Source organism: Hymenobacter guriensis, assembly GCF_015773195.1.
In the GTDB taxonomy this organism is placed as follows: Bacteria; Bacteroidota; Bacteroidia; order Cytophagales; family Hymenobacteraceae; genus Hymenobacter; species Hymenobacter guriensis.
In genome coordinates this window covers 32,196-48,807 of sequence record NZ_JADWYK010000013.1, presented here as the reverse complement: position 1 = coordinate 48,807, position 16,612 = coordinate 32,196, and the positions used below count along the sequence as shown (strand labels likewise).

Below are 16,612 nucleotides of genomic sequence, written 5' to 3'. Positions count from 1 at the left end.
GGCCCATGGAAAGGTGAGTCTGATGCTCCCAAACGAAACACCGCTTCCGCTTGCTTGAGCTATTGCTGTTCTGCCAGCAGCATTGGGTTCCTGAATCCAGGCCCTTACATTCGGGGGCGCTTGCTCCTACTCGTTGCTGACCATACCCATGCGAACTATTTTGTACTTAGCCTTGCTGCTCTTGACTGGGTGCCGGCCCACGCCTCCTGCTGGTACGGCCCCGGAGCCGGGCCTCGCTATCATTGCCTACTACGCGGGCGACGCAACTGCTTTTCGACCTTACCCAACGCAAAAGCTCACGCACATCATCTACAGCTTCCTGCACCTGAAGGGTACGAGCTTTGCCTTTGACAAGCCGCAGGATCAGGCCACGGTGGCCGCACTAGTGGCCCTCAAGGCCCAGCATCCGCAGCTGAAAGTGCTGCTGTCTTTGGGTGGCTGGGGCGGCTGTGAAACCTGCTCGGAGGTATTTGCCACCTACCAGGGCCGCATGGCCTTTGCGGCCTCCGTGAAGGAAGTGCTAACCGCCACCCGTACCGACGGCATCGACCTGGACTGGGAATACCCGGCCGTTGCCGGTCCTCCCGGCCACCGCTTCACCCCCGAAGACCGCCACAATTTCACGCTGCTGGTGCAGGCGCTACGCACTACGTTGGGCAACCGCTACGAAATTAGCTTTGCCGCCGGGGGCTTCCGTGAGTACCTGCAGCACGCCGTGGAGTGGCCGGCCGTGATGCCGCTGGTCGACCGCGTGCACCTGATGAGCTACGACCTGGTCAACGGCTACAGCACCACTACGGGGCACCACACACCGTTGTATTCCACCCCACAGCAGGTTCCTTCGGTGGATGACGGGGTGCGTTTTCTGGACTCGGTGGGGGTGGCTCCCGGTAAGGTTGTCATTGGCGCGGCCTTTTACGCGCGGGTGTTTCGCGGGGTGCCCAACCGCCAACAGGGCCTGCAGCAAGCAGGCACATTCAAGCAGGCCGTCAACTACAGGGACTTTGCCGACAGTCTATCAGCTGCCCGGGGCTTCGCTTTCTACTGGGATGAGGTAGCTCAGGCCCCGTATGCCTACAGTGCGCAACGGCAGGAGTTTGCCACCTTCGATGATGCACAGTCCCTTCAACTCAAGACCCGGTATGCGCGAAAAAAACAGCTCGGCGGCATCATGTTCTGGGAACTGACCGGCGACAAGCCCCAGGGCAGCCTGCTGAAGAGTTTGTACCAGGCAGCTCAGTAACGCGGCACCCATAAGCACCAAGCACATCAGCGGAGAAAAGGCCGTCCATCTTTCGCTGATGGGGTGTTAGTTGGGAGGCACTCGTTTGCTGACCCGCCCTCCACCTGGCCCTCAACGCGGGAAGTAGACCGTGAAGGTTGAGCCTACCCCGGGCGTGCTGCGCACCTCCACCTTGCCCCCTTGGTTTTCCACGCTACGCTTAACCATGAACAGGCCGATGCCTGAGCCTTCCACATGGTTGTGCAGGCGCCGGAACATGATAAATAGTTCGGCATGGTGGGCTTCCTTGATGCCCAGGCCGTTGTCCTGCACCTCCAGCACAACGTTTGCCGCCTCGCTACGGCACCGGATCTGGACCCGCGGCGCACGGTCGGGGTGGCGGAACTTGAGCGCATTGCTAAGCAGGTTGTAGACCACGGAGCGCAGGTACTTGGTGGAAAACGGCACGGTGGGGCAGGAAGCCACATCCACCTCGAGCGTGGCCCCGGTAGCGGCAATGAGCGGCTCCAGGTCCTGGCGTACATCTTCTACCACCGGCCACAGCGGCACATCGGTGGTAGGCGGCGCGTGTTCTTTCTGCAGCTTGGTCACGTCGCTCAGGTATTCGATGGTTCGCTTGAACCGTTCCACCGACTCCTGCATCATGGCAAGCACGGGCTGCAGCTCCCGGGTCAGTCCCGGGTCTTCTGCCAGCTGCTCCCGCAGCAGCTGTACCAGACCTTCGATATTGGTGATGGGCAGCCTTAGATCGTGCGAGGCGGAGTAGATAAAGCTGTCCAGGTCCACGTTGGCACGCCGCAGCTGCTCATTGCTCGTTTGCAGGGCCGTATTGGCCTGGGCCAGCTGCTCCCGCTGTTGCTCGGCCAGGTTTTTGGTTCGCCGCAGTTCCAGCTCGTACTGCCGCCGGTCGGTGATGTCAACGAGCATGATGCGCAGCACCAGCGGTGAGCCGTCCCAGTCGCGCACTAAATCAGCGTTCAGCAGCACGGGCAAGCTGGTGCCGTCCTTGCGGCGCAGCTGATAGCTTAGTTCGCGCACATACCCCTGCAGCAGCAGCAGCGGCATCCCGTGCATCTCAAAGTGCAGGGCCCCGCCAATGGTCAGTAAGTGCTGCAGGGTACGGCGCGCCACCACTTCCTCGCGGGCGTAGCCAAGCCAGGCCAGCAGGGTCTGGTTGAGCTTGACCAGGGTGCCGTCGGGCAGGCAGGAGCAGTAGCCGCAGGGCGCTTGCTCGTACAGGTCTTCGGCGCTTTCCTGGGTCAGGCGCAAGTCCAAACGATGGGGCAGCTCCGGCTCGTCACTGTCCAGTTTCATACGGGGAGCGGGTGCGTTTCCTGCAGGTAGCCCCGCATGGCCGCCACGGTAGCTTCAGGGGCGCTAACGTGGGGGCAGTGGCCCGAGGTGTTCAGCACAACTAACTTGCTGCCGGCCAGTTGATGGTGTACATAGGCCCCCACGGCCAGCGGCGCAATCAGGTCGCGGGCACTCTGCAGAATCAGCGCTGGAGTGCGCACGCCAGGCAGGTCTGCCCGGTTATCCCCCAGGAACGTTACCCGGGCGAAATGCCGGGCAATGGCCGGGTCGGTGCGGCAAAAGCTGTTGGTAAGTTCGGCCGTCAGCGCCGGCTGATCGGGCGTATCCATCACTACGGGCGCAAACGCGGCCGACCAGCCGAGGTAGTTGCTGTCCATAGCTTCCAGCAGTTCCTCAATGTCTCCCAGCTCGAAGCCGCCGGGGTAGCCGGCCTCGTTGAGGTAATGTGGCGAAGGGCCTACGAGAATGAGCCGGGAAAACCGCGTGGGCTCCTGCGCCGCCGCTAGTACCCCAATCATGGCACTCACGGAGTGCCCCACGAATATCACCTCGTGCGCATCCAGCGCCTCAAGAACTTCGCGCACGTCTTCGGCGTGCGCGGCCAGGGTGCTGTAGCGGGCAGGGGCGTAGGCTGTCAGGTCGGAGTTGCCGGCGCCTACCAGATCCAGCAGCACCACGCGGTACTCCGCCTCAAAGGCCGGGGCTACCAGGCGCCACATCTGCTGGTCGCAGCCAAAGCCGTGCACAAAAACCATAACCTGATGCCCAGTTCCGGATACGCGGACGTGGTGTCGTTGTAATGCATTCATATGATCCTCGATAGGCGTGAGCAGGAAATACTGCGTTCCTGCATACGAGGTTCGCCCGCCTAACAGCTATGGAGAGGCTCTTAAGTAAAGGAGGCCCGTCGCCTGTCTATACTTTGTTCCGGCCGTGGGTGCGGCAATGCCGGGCGCACTAACTGCGCTTTTTGCCGGTATGGCTACCGTCGTGCCCGCTACTCCGGTCATACGCACGATGCTGCGCTGCGAGTGGCGTTCGGCCAAGAGCTGCTGGGCTTGGCCGCAGTGGGCCCCTGCCGCAGGCGTAGCAGTATTGCGCCGTTTGGGTATAGCCCCAACCACGAGGAGTTCGGCCCCCCGGGTGAAGAATACTACCGCGACCGAAACAAAATCGGGGAGCCCTAAAACCGAATAGCAAAAGCCGTGCGGCCGGTTTCTTCGGTTTGCAGCGTGAAGGCAAACTCGTGCTGGAGCAGAATGTCGCGGATGAGGGTGAGGCCGATGCCCTGCCCGTCGGGCTTGGTGCTGTAGAAGGGCGTGAACAGGTGGCGCTGCACCTCAGCCGGAATGCCGGGCCCGTCGTTTTCGATGATGACGGTGGGCGGCTGGGCCGTGGTGCGCACCCACACGTTGCCGTCTTCACCTATAGCCTCTAAAGCATTTTTACCGATGTTGAGCAGGGCCTGCTCCAGCTGCTGGGCATCGAGGTTTACGAATAGCGGCCCCTCGGTAAGCTGCCAGTGCCAGCGGATACGGCGCTTCTCGCTCTGCACCTGCAGCAGGCGGCAGGTTGATTTTAGCAGCTCGTGCACATCTACCGGACGGCGCACGGGCGGGGGCAGGCGCACCAGGTGGGCAAAGTTGGCAATGAAGTTGGCCAGGTGCGTGCCGCGCGTCACGGATACATCCAGGGCCTCGGTGAAGTCGGCGCGGTCTTCCTGGGTTAGCTGGGGAGCGTAGTAGTGGAAGCTCTGCAGAATGGAGTTGACGGCCCCGATGGAGTTATTCACCTCGTGCGACATCATCCGGATCAGCTTTTCGTAGGCCTGCTTTTCCTGGCGGATGATATCCTGGGTTAGCTCTTCCAGCACGATAAAGTAGCGGGTGAAGCCCCGGTCAATGAAGTGGGAGGCGTGGGCGCGGTAGCTCTGCATGCCCGAAAGCTGCACGGCCTGGGGCTGGCCCGGCTGGAGGCTGCCCAGGGCCACGCCCCAGTCGCCGGGCAGGGCGGCGGGCAGCTGGCCTACCAGCGCGGCGGCCGGCACTCGCAGCAGCCGCGCCGCCGCCGGGTTCACCGACTCAATCCGACCCTCGAAATCCAGCAGCAGGATACCAGCCGGCGAGGCCTGAATGAGATGCTCCAGCAGAAAGCTTTTTTCGTGCTGGGTAATGCGTTCCTGGCGCAGCGCATCAATCATGTGGTTGTACACGTCAATCAGCTGGTCCATCTCGCGCTGCTGCACGGGCACAAACTTAGTGGAGAAGTCCTTGGCCCGAATAGCTTCCGTACCGGCCGCAATCAGCTGAAATGGCCGCACAAAATCCCGGTACAGCTGCACCGTGAGGATAACTGATACCACCAGCAGCACCTCTGCCCCGATAAACCAGACTGTATGCTGGCGCAGCACCTGCCACGTAAGCCCCAGCAGCAGGCCATGAATCAGAAAGGCAAACAGCAGGAATTTAAGACGTAGCGTCATTCGGGAAAGCGTTAATAGAAGTCATGCCGACCGCAGCCAGGGCATGACGGGCAAGGACGCCGGAATAGGTTACTGCGCCAAATCAAAAGGAATGGCGTATTTCTCCAGACGGCGGTAGAGAGCACCGCGGCTCAGGCCCAGGGCTTTGGCTACCTTCGAGACGTTGCCGGCGTAGTGCTCCATCGACTTGCGGATCATCTGCGCCTCCAGCTCATCGAGGGTGATGGAGCCAACAGGAGGCAGCTCTCCGGGCTGCGCAGCGACGGGCACGGCCGTGGGCCGGAACTGCGCCTGGAAGTCCTCAGGGCCCAGCTCGTCCTTGCCGCTGACCAGCACGGCCCGCTCCACCAGGTTTTTCAGCTCCCGAATGTTGCCGGGCAGCGGCTGCTCGCGCAGCCAGTGCATGGCGCGGGTATTCACCTTCAGGGAGGCCCGGTTGTAGGTGGCGCGCAGGTAATCCACGAAGTGCTGCACCAGCAGCGGAATATCGGTAGGCCGCTCGCGCAGGGCGGGCAGGCGCACGGATATCAGGTTGATGCGGTAGAACAGGTCTTCGCGGAAGCGGCCCTCGCGCACTTCCTGGGCCAGGTCGCGGTTGGTAGCGCAGATGACGCGGATATCGAGGCGGCGCGGCTTGCTGTCGCCCAGCACCTCGTAGGTGCGGTCCTGGAGCACGCGCAGCAGCTTTACCTGCGAGGTCATGTCCAGCTCCCCTATCTCATCCAGGAAAATGGTGCCGCCGTTGGCCAGCTCGAAGCGGCCCACCCGGTCGGTTTTGGCATCGGTGAAAGCCCCGCGCCGGTGCCCGAACATTTCGCTTTCAAACAGCGAGGCCGAAATACCACCCAGGTTTACCTTCACGAAGGGCTGGCGGCGGCGGTGCGAGTTCTGGTGCACGGCTTCGGCAATCAGCTCCTTGCCCGTCCCCGATTCGCCCTCAATCAGCACCGAGGCATCGGTGGCGGCCACCTGGCCTACGCTACGCAGCACGTGTAGCAGCCGCGCATCCTGCCCGATGATATTCTGGAACGCAAACTGCTTGTCGAGCTGGCGGCGGGTGGGTGCTTGGGCATCGTCGGCGGCCGGGGTAGCCTCGGCGCTGGCGGCTAGGTCCAGGCACGTGCGAATGGTTTGCAGCAGCGCGTCGTTGTTCCAGGGCTTGGTTACGAACTCGGCGGCCCCGGCCTTCATACCTTCCACAGCCAGCGTGATAGAGCCCCAGCCAGTAATTAGTATCACGGGAAGATTGGGACGCACGGCCTTCACCTGACTGAGTAGGGCTAGTCCATCGTGCCCGCTGGTGTCGAGGGAGTAGTTCATATCCATCAGCACCAGTTGCAGCGCTGGGTCGGGTGCTACAGCCAGAGCGGCTTCGGGGGTACCTACTGCTTTGGCCGCGTAGCCGGCCTGCTTGAGCAGCAAACTCAGCGAGGTACGCACCGCTACGTCGTCGTCGACAATCAGAATCATAGCTAAAAGTAAAGGAAGATAGAGCAGGACGGAAATGCGCAATGCAGAATGAAGCGGGTGGAAAAAGAAGTATCCCTAATTCCTTCTTCTACCCGCTTCATTCTTCGTTGCACACCTATTCCTCACGCAGGGCCACGGCAGGCTGAATGCGGGCGGCCAAGCGGCTGGGCTGCCAGGCGCACAAGGCTGTGAGCAGGAAAATGAGGCCGGTGGCGGCCAGCATACCAAACATGTACACCCGCGGAGCTACGTCAAACGCGTCCAGCAGCGGAAACTGTGCCGCCAGCAGCAAGCCTAGGGTTACGCCCAGCGAAGTCAGCACCAGCATCTCGCCCAGGAACTGTGCGCTGATGCCCGGGCCTGAGGCACCCAGGGCGCGGCGCAGGCCAATTTCGGCGCGGCGCTGGTTGATGTTGTACCAGAGCACGCCAAACAGGCCCAGCGCCACATTCACAATCAGGAACAAGCCCACCACAGCCAGAGCGGCCAGCGGCGCAACGGTAATTTTGAGCTTGTCGAGGCGGTCGGCTTCCAGAGCGTACACCTGGGTGCTCCACTTGCGGGTAACGCCGGCTATGGTGTGTACTATTTTCTGCTGCAGTTCGGCACCCTGGCCGGGGGCTACGCGCACCATTACCGCGGCTCCTTCCCAGCGGGTAGTGTCGTGGGGCTGCAGGCGCATCCACATCGATGGAGCCTCACCGTCGAAGTCGCCGTGCGGGCGTACGTTTTCTGTTACACCCACCACCTGAAACTCGGTTTTATTCTCAGTGCCGGGGCCCGCACTTTCCCGGATTATCTGGCCCACTACGCGCGGGGCGTCGCCAAACAGCTTTTCGCGCATGTTGCGACTGATAATGGCCGGGCGGCGCGTGGAAGCATCGTCGGAGGGCTGAAACCAGCGGCCCTCTACCAGCTGCAGGCCCATGGTGGCCGCATACCGGTCGTCGGCGTCGTAGCGGTCTACATTGTCTATCTTGTTTTTACCGGCCTCAAACTCCCCGTTCATTGTAATGAAGCGAAAGGGTGTGTTGCCACTGGTAAGCGTAAGCTCCTGCACGCCGGGCAGGGCGCGTACCTGGCGCAGCACGTCGTCGAGCTGGGCTCGGGGCATTTTTTCGCCCTGGCCAGCATTGATATTCAGGCGCCACACCTGCTCGTGGGCAAAGCCGCGGGGCAGCACATAGTTGCGGCCGAAGCCGATGAAGATGGTGGCTACCCCGAAGAGTACAACGAAGGAGAAGAAGATTTCGGACAGCAGCAGCACGTTGGTGCGCTTGCGGTTCCAGATTAGGCGGAATAAATGACGAAACATGGCTAGAACAAAGGAAAGGTGAGGAAGAAACCCGGGCGCGGTTAGAGCGGCCCGGCTCCGCTGCCGCGCAGCGCCGTTACGGGATTGAGGCGGGCCATTTTCCAGGCCGGGTACACCCCGCTCATCAGCCCAAACACCAAGGTAAGGCCCAGCCCCACCGCAAAGGCGCTCCAGCTCAGCCCAAAGTGGGAGTAGGCAATAAACTGCGACTCGTTCAGAATGTACAGCACTACGGCTGCCAGCCCCAGCCCCAACATGCCCCCCAGTAGGGCCAGCACAATATTTTCGACTAGGAACTGGCCCACCAGCACCCGGCGCGAGGCACCGAAGGCTTTGCGTACCCCAATCTCACTACTGCGCTCCAGAATGCGCGTCACGTTCAGGTTCACTAGGTTGAGGGCGGGCAGCAGCATAAACAGCAGGGCCAGCCCCCCACACACGCTCAGAAACAGCTCCATGCCATCGGATTCCTTTTCCTGGCTCTGAGTCAGCTGGCGCACTACGCTGGCCAGGGCCGGGTCGGCGTGCACGGAGAGCTTATCGAAGCGCTGCGGATCGGGCAGCGGGATACGCTTGGCCATCTGCTCAAACTCTTTGCGCATGGCGGGCACCTGACTGGCCGAGGGCGCCAGCATAATGGCAATGAAGGCTCCTTCCAGGCGCTGGTCGCCGAACATTTCGTTGCTCAGGGTGTAGGGCACCCACACGTCGGAGCTGGAGTAGAGGCGCATTACGGGCACATCGGGCACCACCCCGGTAATGCGGTACGTATAGGGCCCAATTTCGAGGGTGCGGCCGGCCACCCCTTTTTCAGTGCCAAAGTAAGTGCGGGCGGTGTGCTGGTTGATGACGCACACGCGGCTGCGCTGGTCGGTTTCAGCAGCCGAAAACGGACGCCCATCCAGAAACTCAAAGTCCATCAGGCGCCAGAAGTTGGCATCGGTGTAACGCACGTCCAGCGTCAGGGTCTGGTTGTTGGCGAAGGAGGTGGCGGCATTCGTTATCGAGGTGAGGGCCACCAGCTCGGGCGTTTTGAGGGTGCGCACGTACTTATCGATGAAGTAGGCACTCACGGGCATGTTGTTGGAGCCCCCGTCCTTGAACCGCTCCCGGATGGAATTTACGAAGGCCATCTGGTCGATGCGCTTTTCGGGGGCGTGGGCTCCGCTGAAGTGGTCGACCACGGCCACCAGCACCAGCAGAATCATCAGGGTGAAGGAAATGCCAAACAAACTGATGGCGGTGAAGAACTTGCGGCGCAGCAGCACCTTCCAGGCAATTTTCAGATAGCTAAGCAGCATAGCGGGAGTAGGTTTCGGGAGTGGAGGAAAGAGAGAGTGCCGCTACGCGGCGCTGGAGCAGGGTGCGCGCCTTGCTCAACTGCGACTTGCTGGTACCTTCCGAAATACCCAGCAGCGCGGCAATTTCGGGGTGGTTGTAGCCTTCCAAGGCAAACAGGTTGAACACGGTGCGGTAGCCGGTAGGCAGGGCCTGCACCAGGGCCAGCAGGTCGGCCGCCTGCAGTTCGGTTTCGGCTACGGCGGGCAGGGCGGGTGCTACGCTGGGGCAGTCGTCGAGGGCCAGCAGCAGGGGCTCGTGGCGGCCCAGCACGTTCAGGCACTCCCGCACCATAATGCGGCGCACCCACCCCTCGAAGGAGCCCTCGTGGCGGAAGCTTCCCAGCCCGCGGAACACCTTCACAAAGCCCGACATCATGGCTTCTTCGGCGTCATCGGGGTTGCGCAGGTAGCGACGGCAGGTAGTCAGCATCTTGGGCACCAGTCGGTCGTAGAGCAGGCGCTGGGCGCGGGCGTCGCCCTGACGGCAGGCGTCCAGCAAGGCGGTTTCGGAAAGCAGGGCGGTGGAAGTCGTTTTCATAGCTCGGTTGTGCAGTAGTTACTAGTTGCTGGTTGTCAGTTGTTAGCTGTCAGAGCGAATGTCAACAAAGTGACAATCAGCAACTGACAACCAGCAACTCAATTCACCTGGCTGCCGTCGAAGAAGCGGATGATGCGCTCGGTCTTGAGGGCCTGCTGCTCGTCGTGGGTGACCATCACGATGGTGGTGTTGTCGCGGCGGTTCAGGGTGAGTAACAGGTCCATAATCTCCTCTCCCATCACCGAGTCGAGGTTGCCGGTGGGTTCGTCGGCCAGAATAATGTCGGGCTGGCCCACCAGCGCGCGGGCAATGGCCACGCGCTGACGCTGGCCGCCCGAAAGCTGGCTGGGGAAGTGGCTGGTGCGGGCATTGAGGCCTACCTTATCAAGAGCGGCCAAGGCGCGCTGCCGCCGCTCCTTGCCCGATATGCCCTTGCGGTAGAGCAGCGGCAGCTCCACGTTGTCGAGCACCGAGAGGTCGTTGATGAGGTGGTAGCTCTGGAACACGAAGCCCAGGCGCTGGTTGCGCAGGTCGGCCAGTTCCCGGTCGGAGTACGACGTCACGGCTCGGCCCGAAAGCGTCACGGTGCCGTGCGTGGGCTCGTCGAGCAGCCCCATGATGCTGAGCAGTGTGGACTTGCCGCAGCCCGAGGGGCCCATGATGCTCACAAACTCGCCCTGGTTGATGGTCAGGTTCACGCGGTTCAGCGCCAGGGTTTCCACGGTGCTGGTTTGGTACACCTTTTCAATATCAGTAAGCTGAATGATAGGCTGGGCAGGTGCCGATTGGATTCCAGCGGCTTGGGCCGTGGTCAGCAGGTCAGATTGGGCAGTCATCGTGGTCATGGGGCTGGCAGTTTGTTTGGCGGAGAAAGAAGGATGTTGCTTGCAGTAAGTGGAAGTAGTGTCCGGTTTTGCACTATCGGAGCCCTTCCTGCCTGGTAAGTAGCCAAGCCACGTGCCATTTTTATAAACAGCTATTTATCAAATATTTAACGCCATATTCAATTATTTCAAGCTTAGATAATATGTCCAAAAACGGACAAGGTGTTCGGAAACAGGAAAGCTGCTGTCCGGAAATTGGTGTCTGACTATAAAAAAATCCTGCCCGGGTTAGGCAGGATTTTTTATGGCTGTTGTTAACTGTACCCGTCCGGGCCAGCTAGTATATTGACTCAGGGTCGCCGCTCTTGGTCGCCAACTCCTTCACCGGCACGATAAGCTCCTGCAGCCAAGTAGGCCGGGCCGGGGCAGTGCGCTTGAGTTGGGTTTTCCACTCTTCGTCGGTAAGACGGGTGTCACTCACAAACTCGTAGTAGCTGAAGGCCGCGCCACGCGCCAGCACCGGCGTGCCGTTGATTTCGACCACCACGTACAGCGCATCCACCGCGCCCACAGCCTCCTCCAGCACATCCTGGTTGAAGGCGTACACGTCGGCCACCAGCCCAATGTGTTTCTCGCGGTCGGGCAGCTGGGCGGTTTTCAGGATACGAATGGTCAGGCTCTCCACCTCGCCGCCAATCCATGACAGTGAGGTCATTTCTTCATTGGTCAACGACTGATGATTGACCTCTTTTTGGGCCATGTTGCGCAGCTTGGTTACCAGCTCCCGGATTTCCTTGTTGATGCCAGCCAAGTGCTCCGTGTTGGCCCCGAGGCGGGTCAGGCGCTGCTCCTGAAAACTAAGTAACTGCAGAGCCGCGTTCCAGAAGGGCAGGTTGGGCTCCACGTAGCCCAGATGCTGTGGGGGCGGTGGCCCCTCCCCGCCCGCGCCGGCTTCGGCTCCCATTGGCTGCTCGGTGTAGAGAATCAAGTCGTGCTTGAGCTCCGTCCACCCACCAAGGGCAGTGCTTAGGTTGCGTTTCTGCCAAGCCGGCGTACGAGCGAAGAGGGGCGGGTTCTTATCAGCCGTAGGTGCGTTCAGGGCCAGCAGCATCTGCATGGTCTTGGTGTAGAGGTTTTGGTCCCAGCCCTTGAAGCCGGCAAACTGCTGCTGAAGCACGCGCAGCGAGTCGGGGTAAGCGGGCCAGCGGGCGGCTTCCTGGTAGTGCTTCAGTAGCAAGTCCTGGGCCGTTTGGTTCCTGAAGGTGGCAAACACGTCGAGGCCCTTGGGGAAGGGGCGCGGGGGCTTTGCCTGTGGCCGGGGGCGCTTCACGTTCACCAAGCGCTGCAAGATTTCGCCGTCAAAGGTGTAGCGGCCGGCCGTGAAGATGAACTTGGGCTTTGCCAGATGCTCCACGGCTTTATCGGTGGCGCCCTTGGCGCGGATGCGGTCGGTGCCGGTGGCAGCCAGCTGACGGCGCAGGCTGGCTAAGGTGGCGGGCTCGGATAGTTGGTCGAGGGAGCGGCCGGCATACTTGGTTTTGAGCAGTTGCAGCAGGTGGGTCATCGAGCGGTTGTCCTCGTCGCCCACCAGCACGTCGAGCACCTGCGAAAACTGCCCGAAGCTGCGCGTGCCGGCGGCACTGGCGTTCAGGGCCTGACCCAGCGCCAGGGTGCGCAGCAGGCCTTCATCAGAATCGAAGAACACCGGGGCGGTGTTCAGCCACTTCACCGTGCGGAAGTAGCGGCGAGTGGTGTCGTTCAGCGTGTACATGCCCCGGGGCTTGAGGGCAGTATAGTCGTAGAGCGAATCGTGCAGAAAGTAGGAACCCTTGCCCTCAGCGGCAGTGGCGTTTTGCAACTCGTTGGTGGCCACATCAGCGTAGGTGCCTGTGGGGGCTGAGGCGCCGGGCTGCAACAGGCCCTGCCCCACGGCGTAGTAGGCGGCAGCCCACTCGGCGGCGGCCCGGGCCTGGGGAATCTGACTGCGCCGGGCCAGGGCTTCGGCCTGCTGGCGGCCTTCGCGCAGCACGCTGGCCACTACCGGCGCTAGGCACTTTTCCTCCACGTCGCTGAGGATGCCGTTGAGGTACTTATGCAGCAACTGCAGCACCAAATCGGTGGTCACGAAGCTGGGCGTATAGTTGTACTGGTTCTGGTCGTAGATGTAGAACAGCTGCTCTTCCTGGGTGGGCACCAGCACGAAGTTGTGGCGGTTGAGCACTGTGCGCATGGCCGGCGTGGTCAGCAGCTCGCGCTGGTTGGTTACGAAGTCGAAGCCCAGCATGTCGTAGCCATTCTGCCGGCTGATGCGGCGGGCCAGCAGCCTGGCTTCCTCGGCCTGCACGCGCTGCACGAAGGCCAACTCCTGCTTGTTAAGCGGCACCGGAATCACATCGTCGACGGGGCGGATTTCCTTGCCCTGTTCGTTGTACTCGGCCTCGGCCCAGAGTGGGTAATACCACTTCTGCTTGTCGAAGTAGGTGCGGGCCGTGGCGTTCATAAAGCAGTAGCCGTTGCGGGCGTAGATGGTATTGCGCAGCAGCAACAGATCCAGGTACGACTTGCCCGCCAAGGACTGATTGAAGTCGAAGGGCGGCAGCGGGGTGCGCTTGGGCTTTTTCACCTCTTCGGTGGCATAGCCCTCGTAATAGCCTTTGATGTAAGTCCGCTGGTAGTACTGGGCCAGCCAGGTTTTGTCCTCCGTCTGCTTTATTGTAATCTGCTCCCCGAAGCCGTTGTCGTGGGTGCTGCTGCCCCCCGCTGTCGGCGCGTTGCTTACGCTCGTGGACGCCGGCGTTTTAGCCGCCGGGGCAGCGGGGTTGGCGGAGCGAAACCACCAGAACAGGCCGCCACCCAGCAGCAGTAGGGCAAAGCCGGTTAGCGCCAGCCAGGTAGTACGATTCATACAGCGTCAGGAGATAAAGTGTAGGTAAGCGTCGTCGAGCAGAAGGTGGCGGTAGGTGAAGCGGTCCAGCACCAGCCCAAAGCCCTGCCAATAATAGCGACCAATACAATAGCGGCCATCAGGCTGCTGCTCCAAGGTGCGCACGTAGGTGCGGCCGGTGGCCGCGTCGCGCACCGCTTTGAAGTAGCGCAGCCGATACACCACCTTAGAGCCCAGCCAGCGCGGCTCCCAGCGCCCGCCCACCAGCCGGTACACAAACAGGCGCCGCTGCACAGTCGAATCGAAATGCGTGGTCTTGACGGGTCCTACCAAAAGGTCCGTTTGCCCGTCGTTGTCCACGTCGCCCTGACCGAAGTAGTACACCGGAAAGCCCAGCGGCCGCACCGATTCCGTGCCACTGGCTTGCGTCAGGGCCTGGTAGTAGCCATTGTGGGGCAGGTAGCGCAGCCGCACGCGCACTGGCCGGCCCGCCGAATCGGGCAGAGTGAGCTGCCGGGAAAAAAAGTCGGGCTTAGGCGGTTCGCCCGGGGTAGCCGCCAGCGAAACAAGTTGCCAGCCGCCACCTTCTTCATCCGCCAGCCGGCTGGTAGCTGGTTGACCGCGCGGAGGTTGCAGCTGCCGCCGCAGCGCGGCGCGGGCCGCCGCCGAAGCCGGGTGCGGCACGGCTCTGCGCAGTTGCAGCGGCCGCAGGTGTGTGGCCATCACGCGCCCACCCTCAAGGTCGAAATCGGCCTGTAGGGCTAGATCTGTGCCGGGCCGGCCGCGCTGGTCGAAGATGAAGTTGCCCAGACTATACACGATAGGCCGGCCGCGGTACAGCTCGGCTGGCTGCACCACGTGCGGATGCGCACCCACTACGGCATCGGCGCCGCAGTCGATGAACTGATGCGCCTGCCGGCGCTGCTCCGCGCTGGGTTGGGCACTGTACTCGTGGCCCCAATGCAGGTATACGAGCACGGCGCGGTGCGGAAACAGCGTTTTGTAGGCGGCCACCCGCGCGCACAGCGTTGCGAAGTCGCGCCCGCACACACAGCCTTCGCCGGAAGCCTGCTGCCGAAAAGCCGACCACGCAAACACGGCCGCGCTGCTATCGGGCCCGAGCAGAGTAGGCCGGCAGCCCGCCAGGGAATCAGCCTGATAGCCCAGCGCCCCGAGGCCCGCGCCTCGCACCGCGCGGGCCGTGGCGCGCAGGCCGGGCAGCTGCTGGTCGAGGGTGTGGTTGTTGGCCAGCGAAAGGTGCGTCAAACCCAGCCGGCGCAACCAGCCCGCATACGCAGGGGTAGCTCGAAACACGAAGCGCTTGGCGGCGGGCTGGGCGGCAAAAGTCAGGGGGCACTCCAGGTTGCCAATAACGTAGCGGCTACCGCTCCATAACTGCCGAGCAGTGCTGTGGAGAGCGGCGCTGTCGCGGGACAATGCAGTGGGTACGCCACGCGCCAGTAGTACATCACCCACCACACTGATGCGCACAACTGGCGTCGTCGAATGCTTACAAGTTGCCAGGCTAAACACACACAGTAGTGCTCCTACAACCTTTAGGCAGCATACGCATCGGTTTGAAAACGGCACATAGAGGCAAGTCATCCTCACAAAGATGAAGGAATGCACCTTATTCCCTACCGCCTTTCACTTCTCCTTCATACCCGCTCTGCTAGTAGCTCCTCCTACCCTTCCACCACCAAGGGCTGCTGACGCTCAAAATCGAAGAGGGTGAGGGTGCGCAGCTGATAATACGCCACCCAGCAGGCGCGTAGTGCGGCAATGTAAGCACGCTTGGCGCGGTCTTTTTCGCTCTGGGCAATGTTGAGGTCGGTAAGGGAGATGCGGCCGACCTGGTAGGTGGCCCGGCTGATGGCGTAGCGGCGCTGGGCAAGGGAATCGGCGCGGGAGGCCAGGGCCAGCTGCTGGTTGAGGGCCCCCAGCTGGGCGGCCTGGGCGCGCACCGTCTGCTCGAAGGTGAGCTGCTCCTGCTGCACCTGCTGCTGCACCTGCTGGCGGCTGAGCTCGGCGGTTTTCACGGCGGCCCGCGTCTTGCCCCAGTCCACAATCGGCATGGAGAAGCCCAGGCGCACCTGCTGCTGGTCGTTGGGGTTCACGTAGCTGCGCCCCAGCTGATCGGCGCTGCTGGCCAGCCCGAAACCAGCCGAAAGGCTGGCCTGAAAGCCGGTGGTGCCTTTGGCCTGGGCCACGCCCCGGTCGGCTTCGAGCAGGCGCCGCTGAAATAGTAGCGTTTCGCGGCGGTAGCGGCGGGCCTGGGCCAGGGCATCATCGGCCGAAACCTGCAGGGCGGGCAGCAAAGCCGGCACGGCCAGCGGCACGGTGGGGTCGAGCGTAAGGCCGGCGTAGCTGGTGAGCTGCACGGCGGCCTGGCGCGCTTCAACGCCCGCCTGAATTTCGGCCTGCTCGGCGCCGAGTAAGTTCAACTCCAGCAAGAGTAAGTCGTTTTCGGAAAGGCGGCCCAGCTTAAACCGCTCCCGGCCCATGCGCAGCATATCGGCGCTGGCTTGGCGGTTCTGGCGGGCCACGTCGGCATTCACCTGTTGCAGCAGCACGTCAAAGTAGAGTTCCGTCACGCGCTGAGCAATGGTTTCGCGGTCCTGGGCGTACTGGCGGCCCGACTCCTGGTAGCGCAGCGGCTCGATGCGCTTGTTCCAGCTCAAAGCGTTGAATCCCCCGATGGGCTGGGAGAAGCCCAGCGCCACGGGGCTAGTATTATAGAGGCGCTGCCCGGCACCCTCAAAGCTGTCAAAACGCTGCAGGGCACTGCTTACCGTAATTTTGCCGCCCGTCAGGCCGATTCCCTGCGTCACGGTAGCGCCCACATTTGAAGCGTTGTTACGCACGTACTGGAAGCGGGTCGTACCATCCAACTGCGTCACTGCCAGATAAGCGCGGCTGTAGTCGGGCAATACGCCTTCCAGGACCAGCTGGGGCTTGTAGTCGGCGCGGAAGGAGCGGTACTGCCAGTAGCTGGTTTCGCGGGCCGTCACGGCCTGCTTGGCCACGGCCGACTGCGCCAAGGTAAGCTCAATGGCCTGGGGCAGGGTGAGGGCCGGAGCCTGCGCCGAGGCACTGATGGCGGCACCGAGCACCAAGCCTACAATAGCCAGCAGCAGGCCCCAGAGGCGTAGTACTTCCAGGTAAAAAGCAGAGGTTTTCATAGCTCAGAAAAGCAGAAGCG

The 16,612-nt window shown here is 62.1% G+C and carries 12 protein-coding genes; 1 reads left to right on the top strand and 11 read right to left on the bottom strand.

Features of this window, described 5'->3' with window-relative positions:
• Window positions 1-148: 148 nt before the first annotated feature.
• Window positions 149-1,243, top strand: a complete 1,095-nt coding sequence (locus I5L79_RS17955; RefSeq protein WP_196956457.1) for a glycoside hydrolase family 18 protein — start codon at window positions 149-151, stop codon at window positions 1,241-1,243.
• A 111-nt stretch (window positions 1,244-1,354) separates the two neighbouring features.
• Here I5L79_RS17955 and I5L79_RS17950 read toward each other — a convergent pair whose 3' ends face one another.
• The 11 genes from I5L79_RS17950 to I5L79_RS17900 all read right to left on the bottom strand — a co-directional run bounded on the left by I5L79_RS17950 (window position 1,355) and on the right by I5L79_RS17900 (window position 16,592).
• Entirely contained in the window at window positions 1,355-2,557 is a 1,203-nt protein-coding gene (locus I5L79_RS17950) for a sensor histidine kinase (protein ID WP_196956456.1), read from the bottom strand.
• On the bottom strand, window positions 2,554-3,312 hold the full coding sequence (locus tag I5L79_RS17945; protein WP_317191393.1) for an alpha/beta fold hydrolase: 759 nt from the start codon (window positions 3,310-3,312) through the stop codon (window positions 2,554-2,556). The genes I5L79_RS17950 and I5L79_RS17945 overlap by 4 nt, the downstream gene beginning before the upstream one ends.
• 428 nt (window positions 3,313-3,740) lie before the next feature.
• Window positions 3,741-5,039, bottom strand: a complete 1,299-nt coding sequence (locus I5L79_RS17940) for a sensor histidine kinase (RefSeq protein ID WP_196956454.1) — start codon at window positions 5,037-5,039, stop codon at window positions 3,741-3,743.
• 69 nt (window positions 5,040-5,108) lie between these two features.
• Window positions 5,109-6,509 (bottom strand): sigma-54-dependent transcriptional regulator, encoded by a 1,401-nt coding sequence (locus tag I5L79_RS17935; RefSeq protein ID WP_196956453.1) that lies wholly within the window; start codon window positions 6,507-6,509, stop codon window positions 5,109-5,111.
• 115 nt (window positions 6,510-6,624) lie between these two features.
• The gene (locus I5L79_RS17930) at window positions 6,625-7,824 is read right to left on the bottom strand and encodes an ABC transporter permease (protein ID WP_196956452.1); all 1,200 of its coding nucleotides are present in this window, start codon (window positions 7,822-7,824) and stop codon (window positions 6,625-6,627) included.
• A gap of 41 nt (window positions 7,825-7,865) precedes the next feature.
• Complete coding sequence (locus I5L79_RS17925; protein WP_196956451.1) at window positions 7,866-9,125, bottom strand: ABC transporter permease; 1,260 nt, start codon at window positions 9,123-9,125, stop codon at window positions 7,866-7,868.
• Window positions 9,115-9,702 carry an RNA polymerase sigma factor gene (locus I5L79_RS17920; protein WP_196956450.1) on the bottom strand — a complete coding sequence of 196 codons (588 nt, stop codon included), beginning with the start codon at window positions 9,700-9,702 and terminating at the stop codon, window positions 9,115-9,117. Before I5L79_RS17920 ends, I5L79_RS17925 begins: the two co-directional genes overlap by 11 nt.
• Window positions 9,703-9,800: 98 nt before the next feature.
• Entirely contained in the window at window positions 9,801-10,469 is a 669-nt protein-coding gene (locus I5L79_RS17915; protein WP_196956520.1) for an ABC transporter ATP-binding protein, read from the bottom strand.
• A 394-nt stretch (window positions 10,470-10,863) separates the two neighbouring features.
• Window positions 10,864-13,431: a DUF3160 domain-containing protein gene (locus I5L79_RS17910; protein ID WP_196956449.1), complete on the bottom strand. Its 2,568-nt coding sequence runs from the start codon at window positions 13,429-13,431 to the stop codon at window positions 10,864-10,866.
• A 6-nt stretch (window positions 13,432-13,437) separates the two neighbouring features.
• Window positions 13,438-14,901: a CapA family protein gene (locus tag I5L79_RS17905; RefSeq protein WP_196956448.1), complete on the bottom strand. Its 1,464-nt coding sequence runs from the start codon at window positions 14,899-14,901 to the stop codon at window positions 13,438-13,440.
• A 194-nt stretch (window positions 14,902-15,095) separates the two neighbouring features.
• Window positions 15,096-16,592, bottom strand: coding sequence for a TolC family protein (locus I5L79_RS17900; RefSeq protein ID WP_196956447.1), 1,497 nt, complete (start codon window positions 16,590-16,592; stop codon window positions 15,096-15,098).
• Window positions 16,593-16,612 lie beyond the last annotated feature (20 nt).

Coding starts and splice junctions, on each gene's coding strand:
- I5L79_RS17955 (WP_196956457.1), top strand. CDS start 149: ATGCGAACTATTTTGTACTTAGCCTTGCTGCTCTTGACTGGGTGCCGG.
- I5L79_RS17950 (WP_196956456.1), bottom strand. CDS start 2,557: ATGAAACTGGACAGTGACGAGCCGGAGCTGCCCCATCGTTTGGACTTG.
- I5L79_RS17945 (WP_317191393.1), bottom strand. CDS start 3,312: ATGGTTTTTGTGCACGGCTTTGGCTGCGACCAGCAGATGTGGCGCCTG.
- I5L79_RS17940 (WP_196956454.1), bottom strand. CDS start 5,039: ATGACGCTACGTCTTAAATTCCTGCTGTTTGCCTTTCTGATTCATGGC.
- I5L79_RS17935 (WP_196956453.1), bottom strand. CDS start 6,509: ATGATTCTGATTGTCGACGACGACGTAGCGGTGCGTACCTCGCTGAGT.
- I5L79_RS17930 (WP_196956452.1), bottom strand. CDS start 7,824: ATGTTTCGTCATTTATTCCGCCTAATCTGGAACCGCAAGCGCACCAAC.
- I5L79_RS17925 (WP_196956451.1), bottom strand. CDS start 9,125: ATGCTGCTTAGCTATCTGAAAATTGCCTGGAAGGTGCTGCTGCGCCGC.
- I5L79_RS17920 (WP_196956450.1), bottom strand. CDS start 9,702: ATGAAAACGACTTCCACCGCCCTGCTTTCCGAAACCGCCTTGCTGGAC.
- I5L79_RS17910 (WP_196956449.1), bottom strand. CDS start 13,431: ATGAATCGTACTACCTGGCTGGCGCTAACCGGCTTTGCCCTACTGCTG.
- I5L79_RS17900 (WP_196956447.1), bottom strand. CDS start 16,592: ATGAAAACCTCTGCTTTTTACCTGGAAGTACTACGCCTCTGGGGCCTG.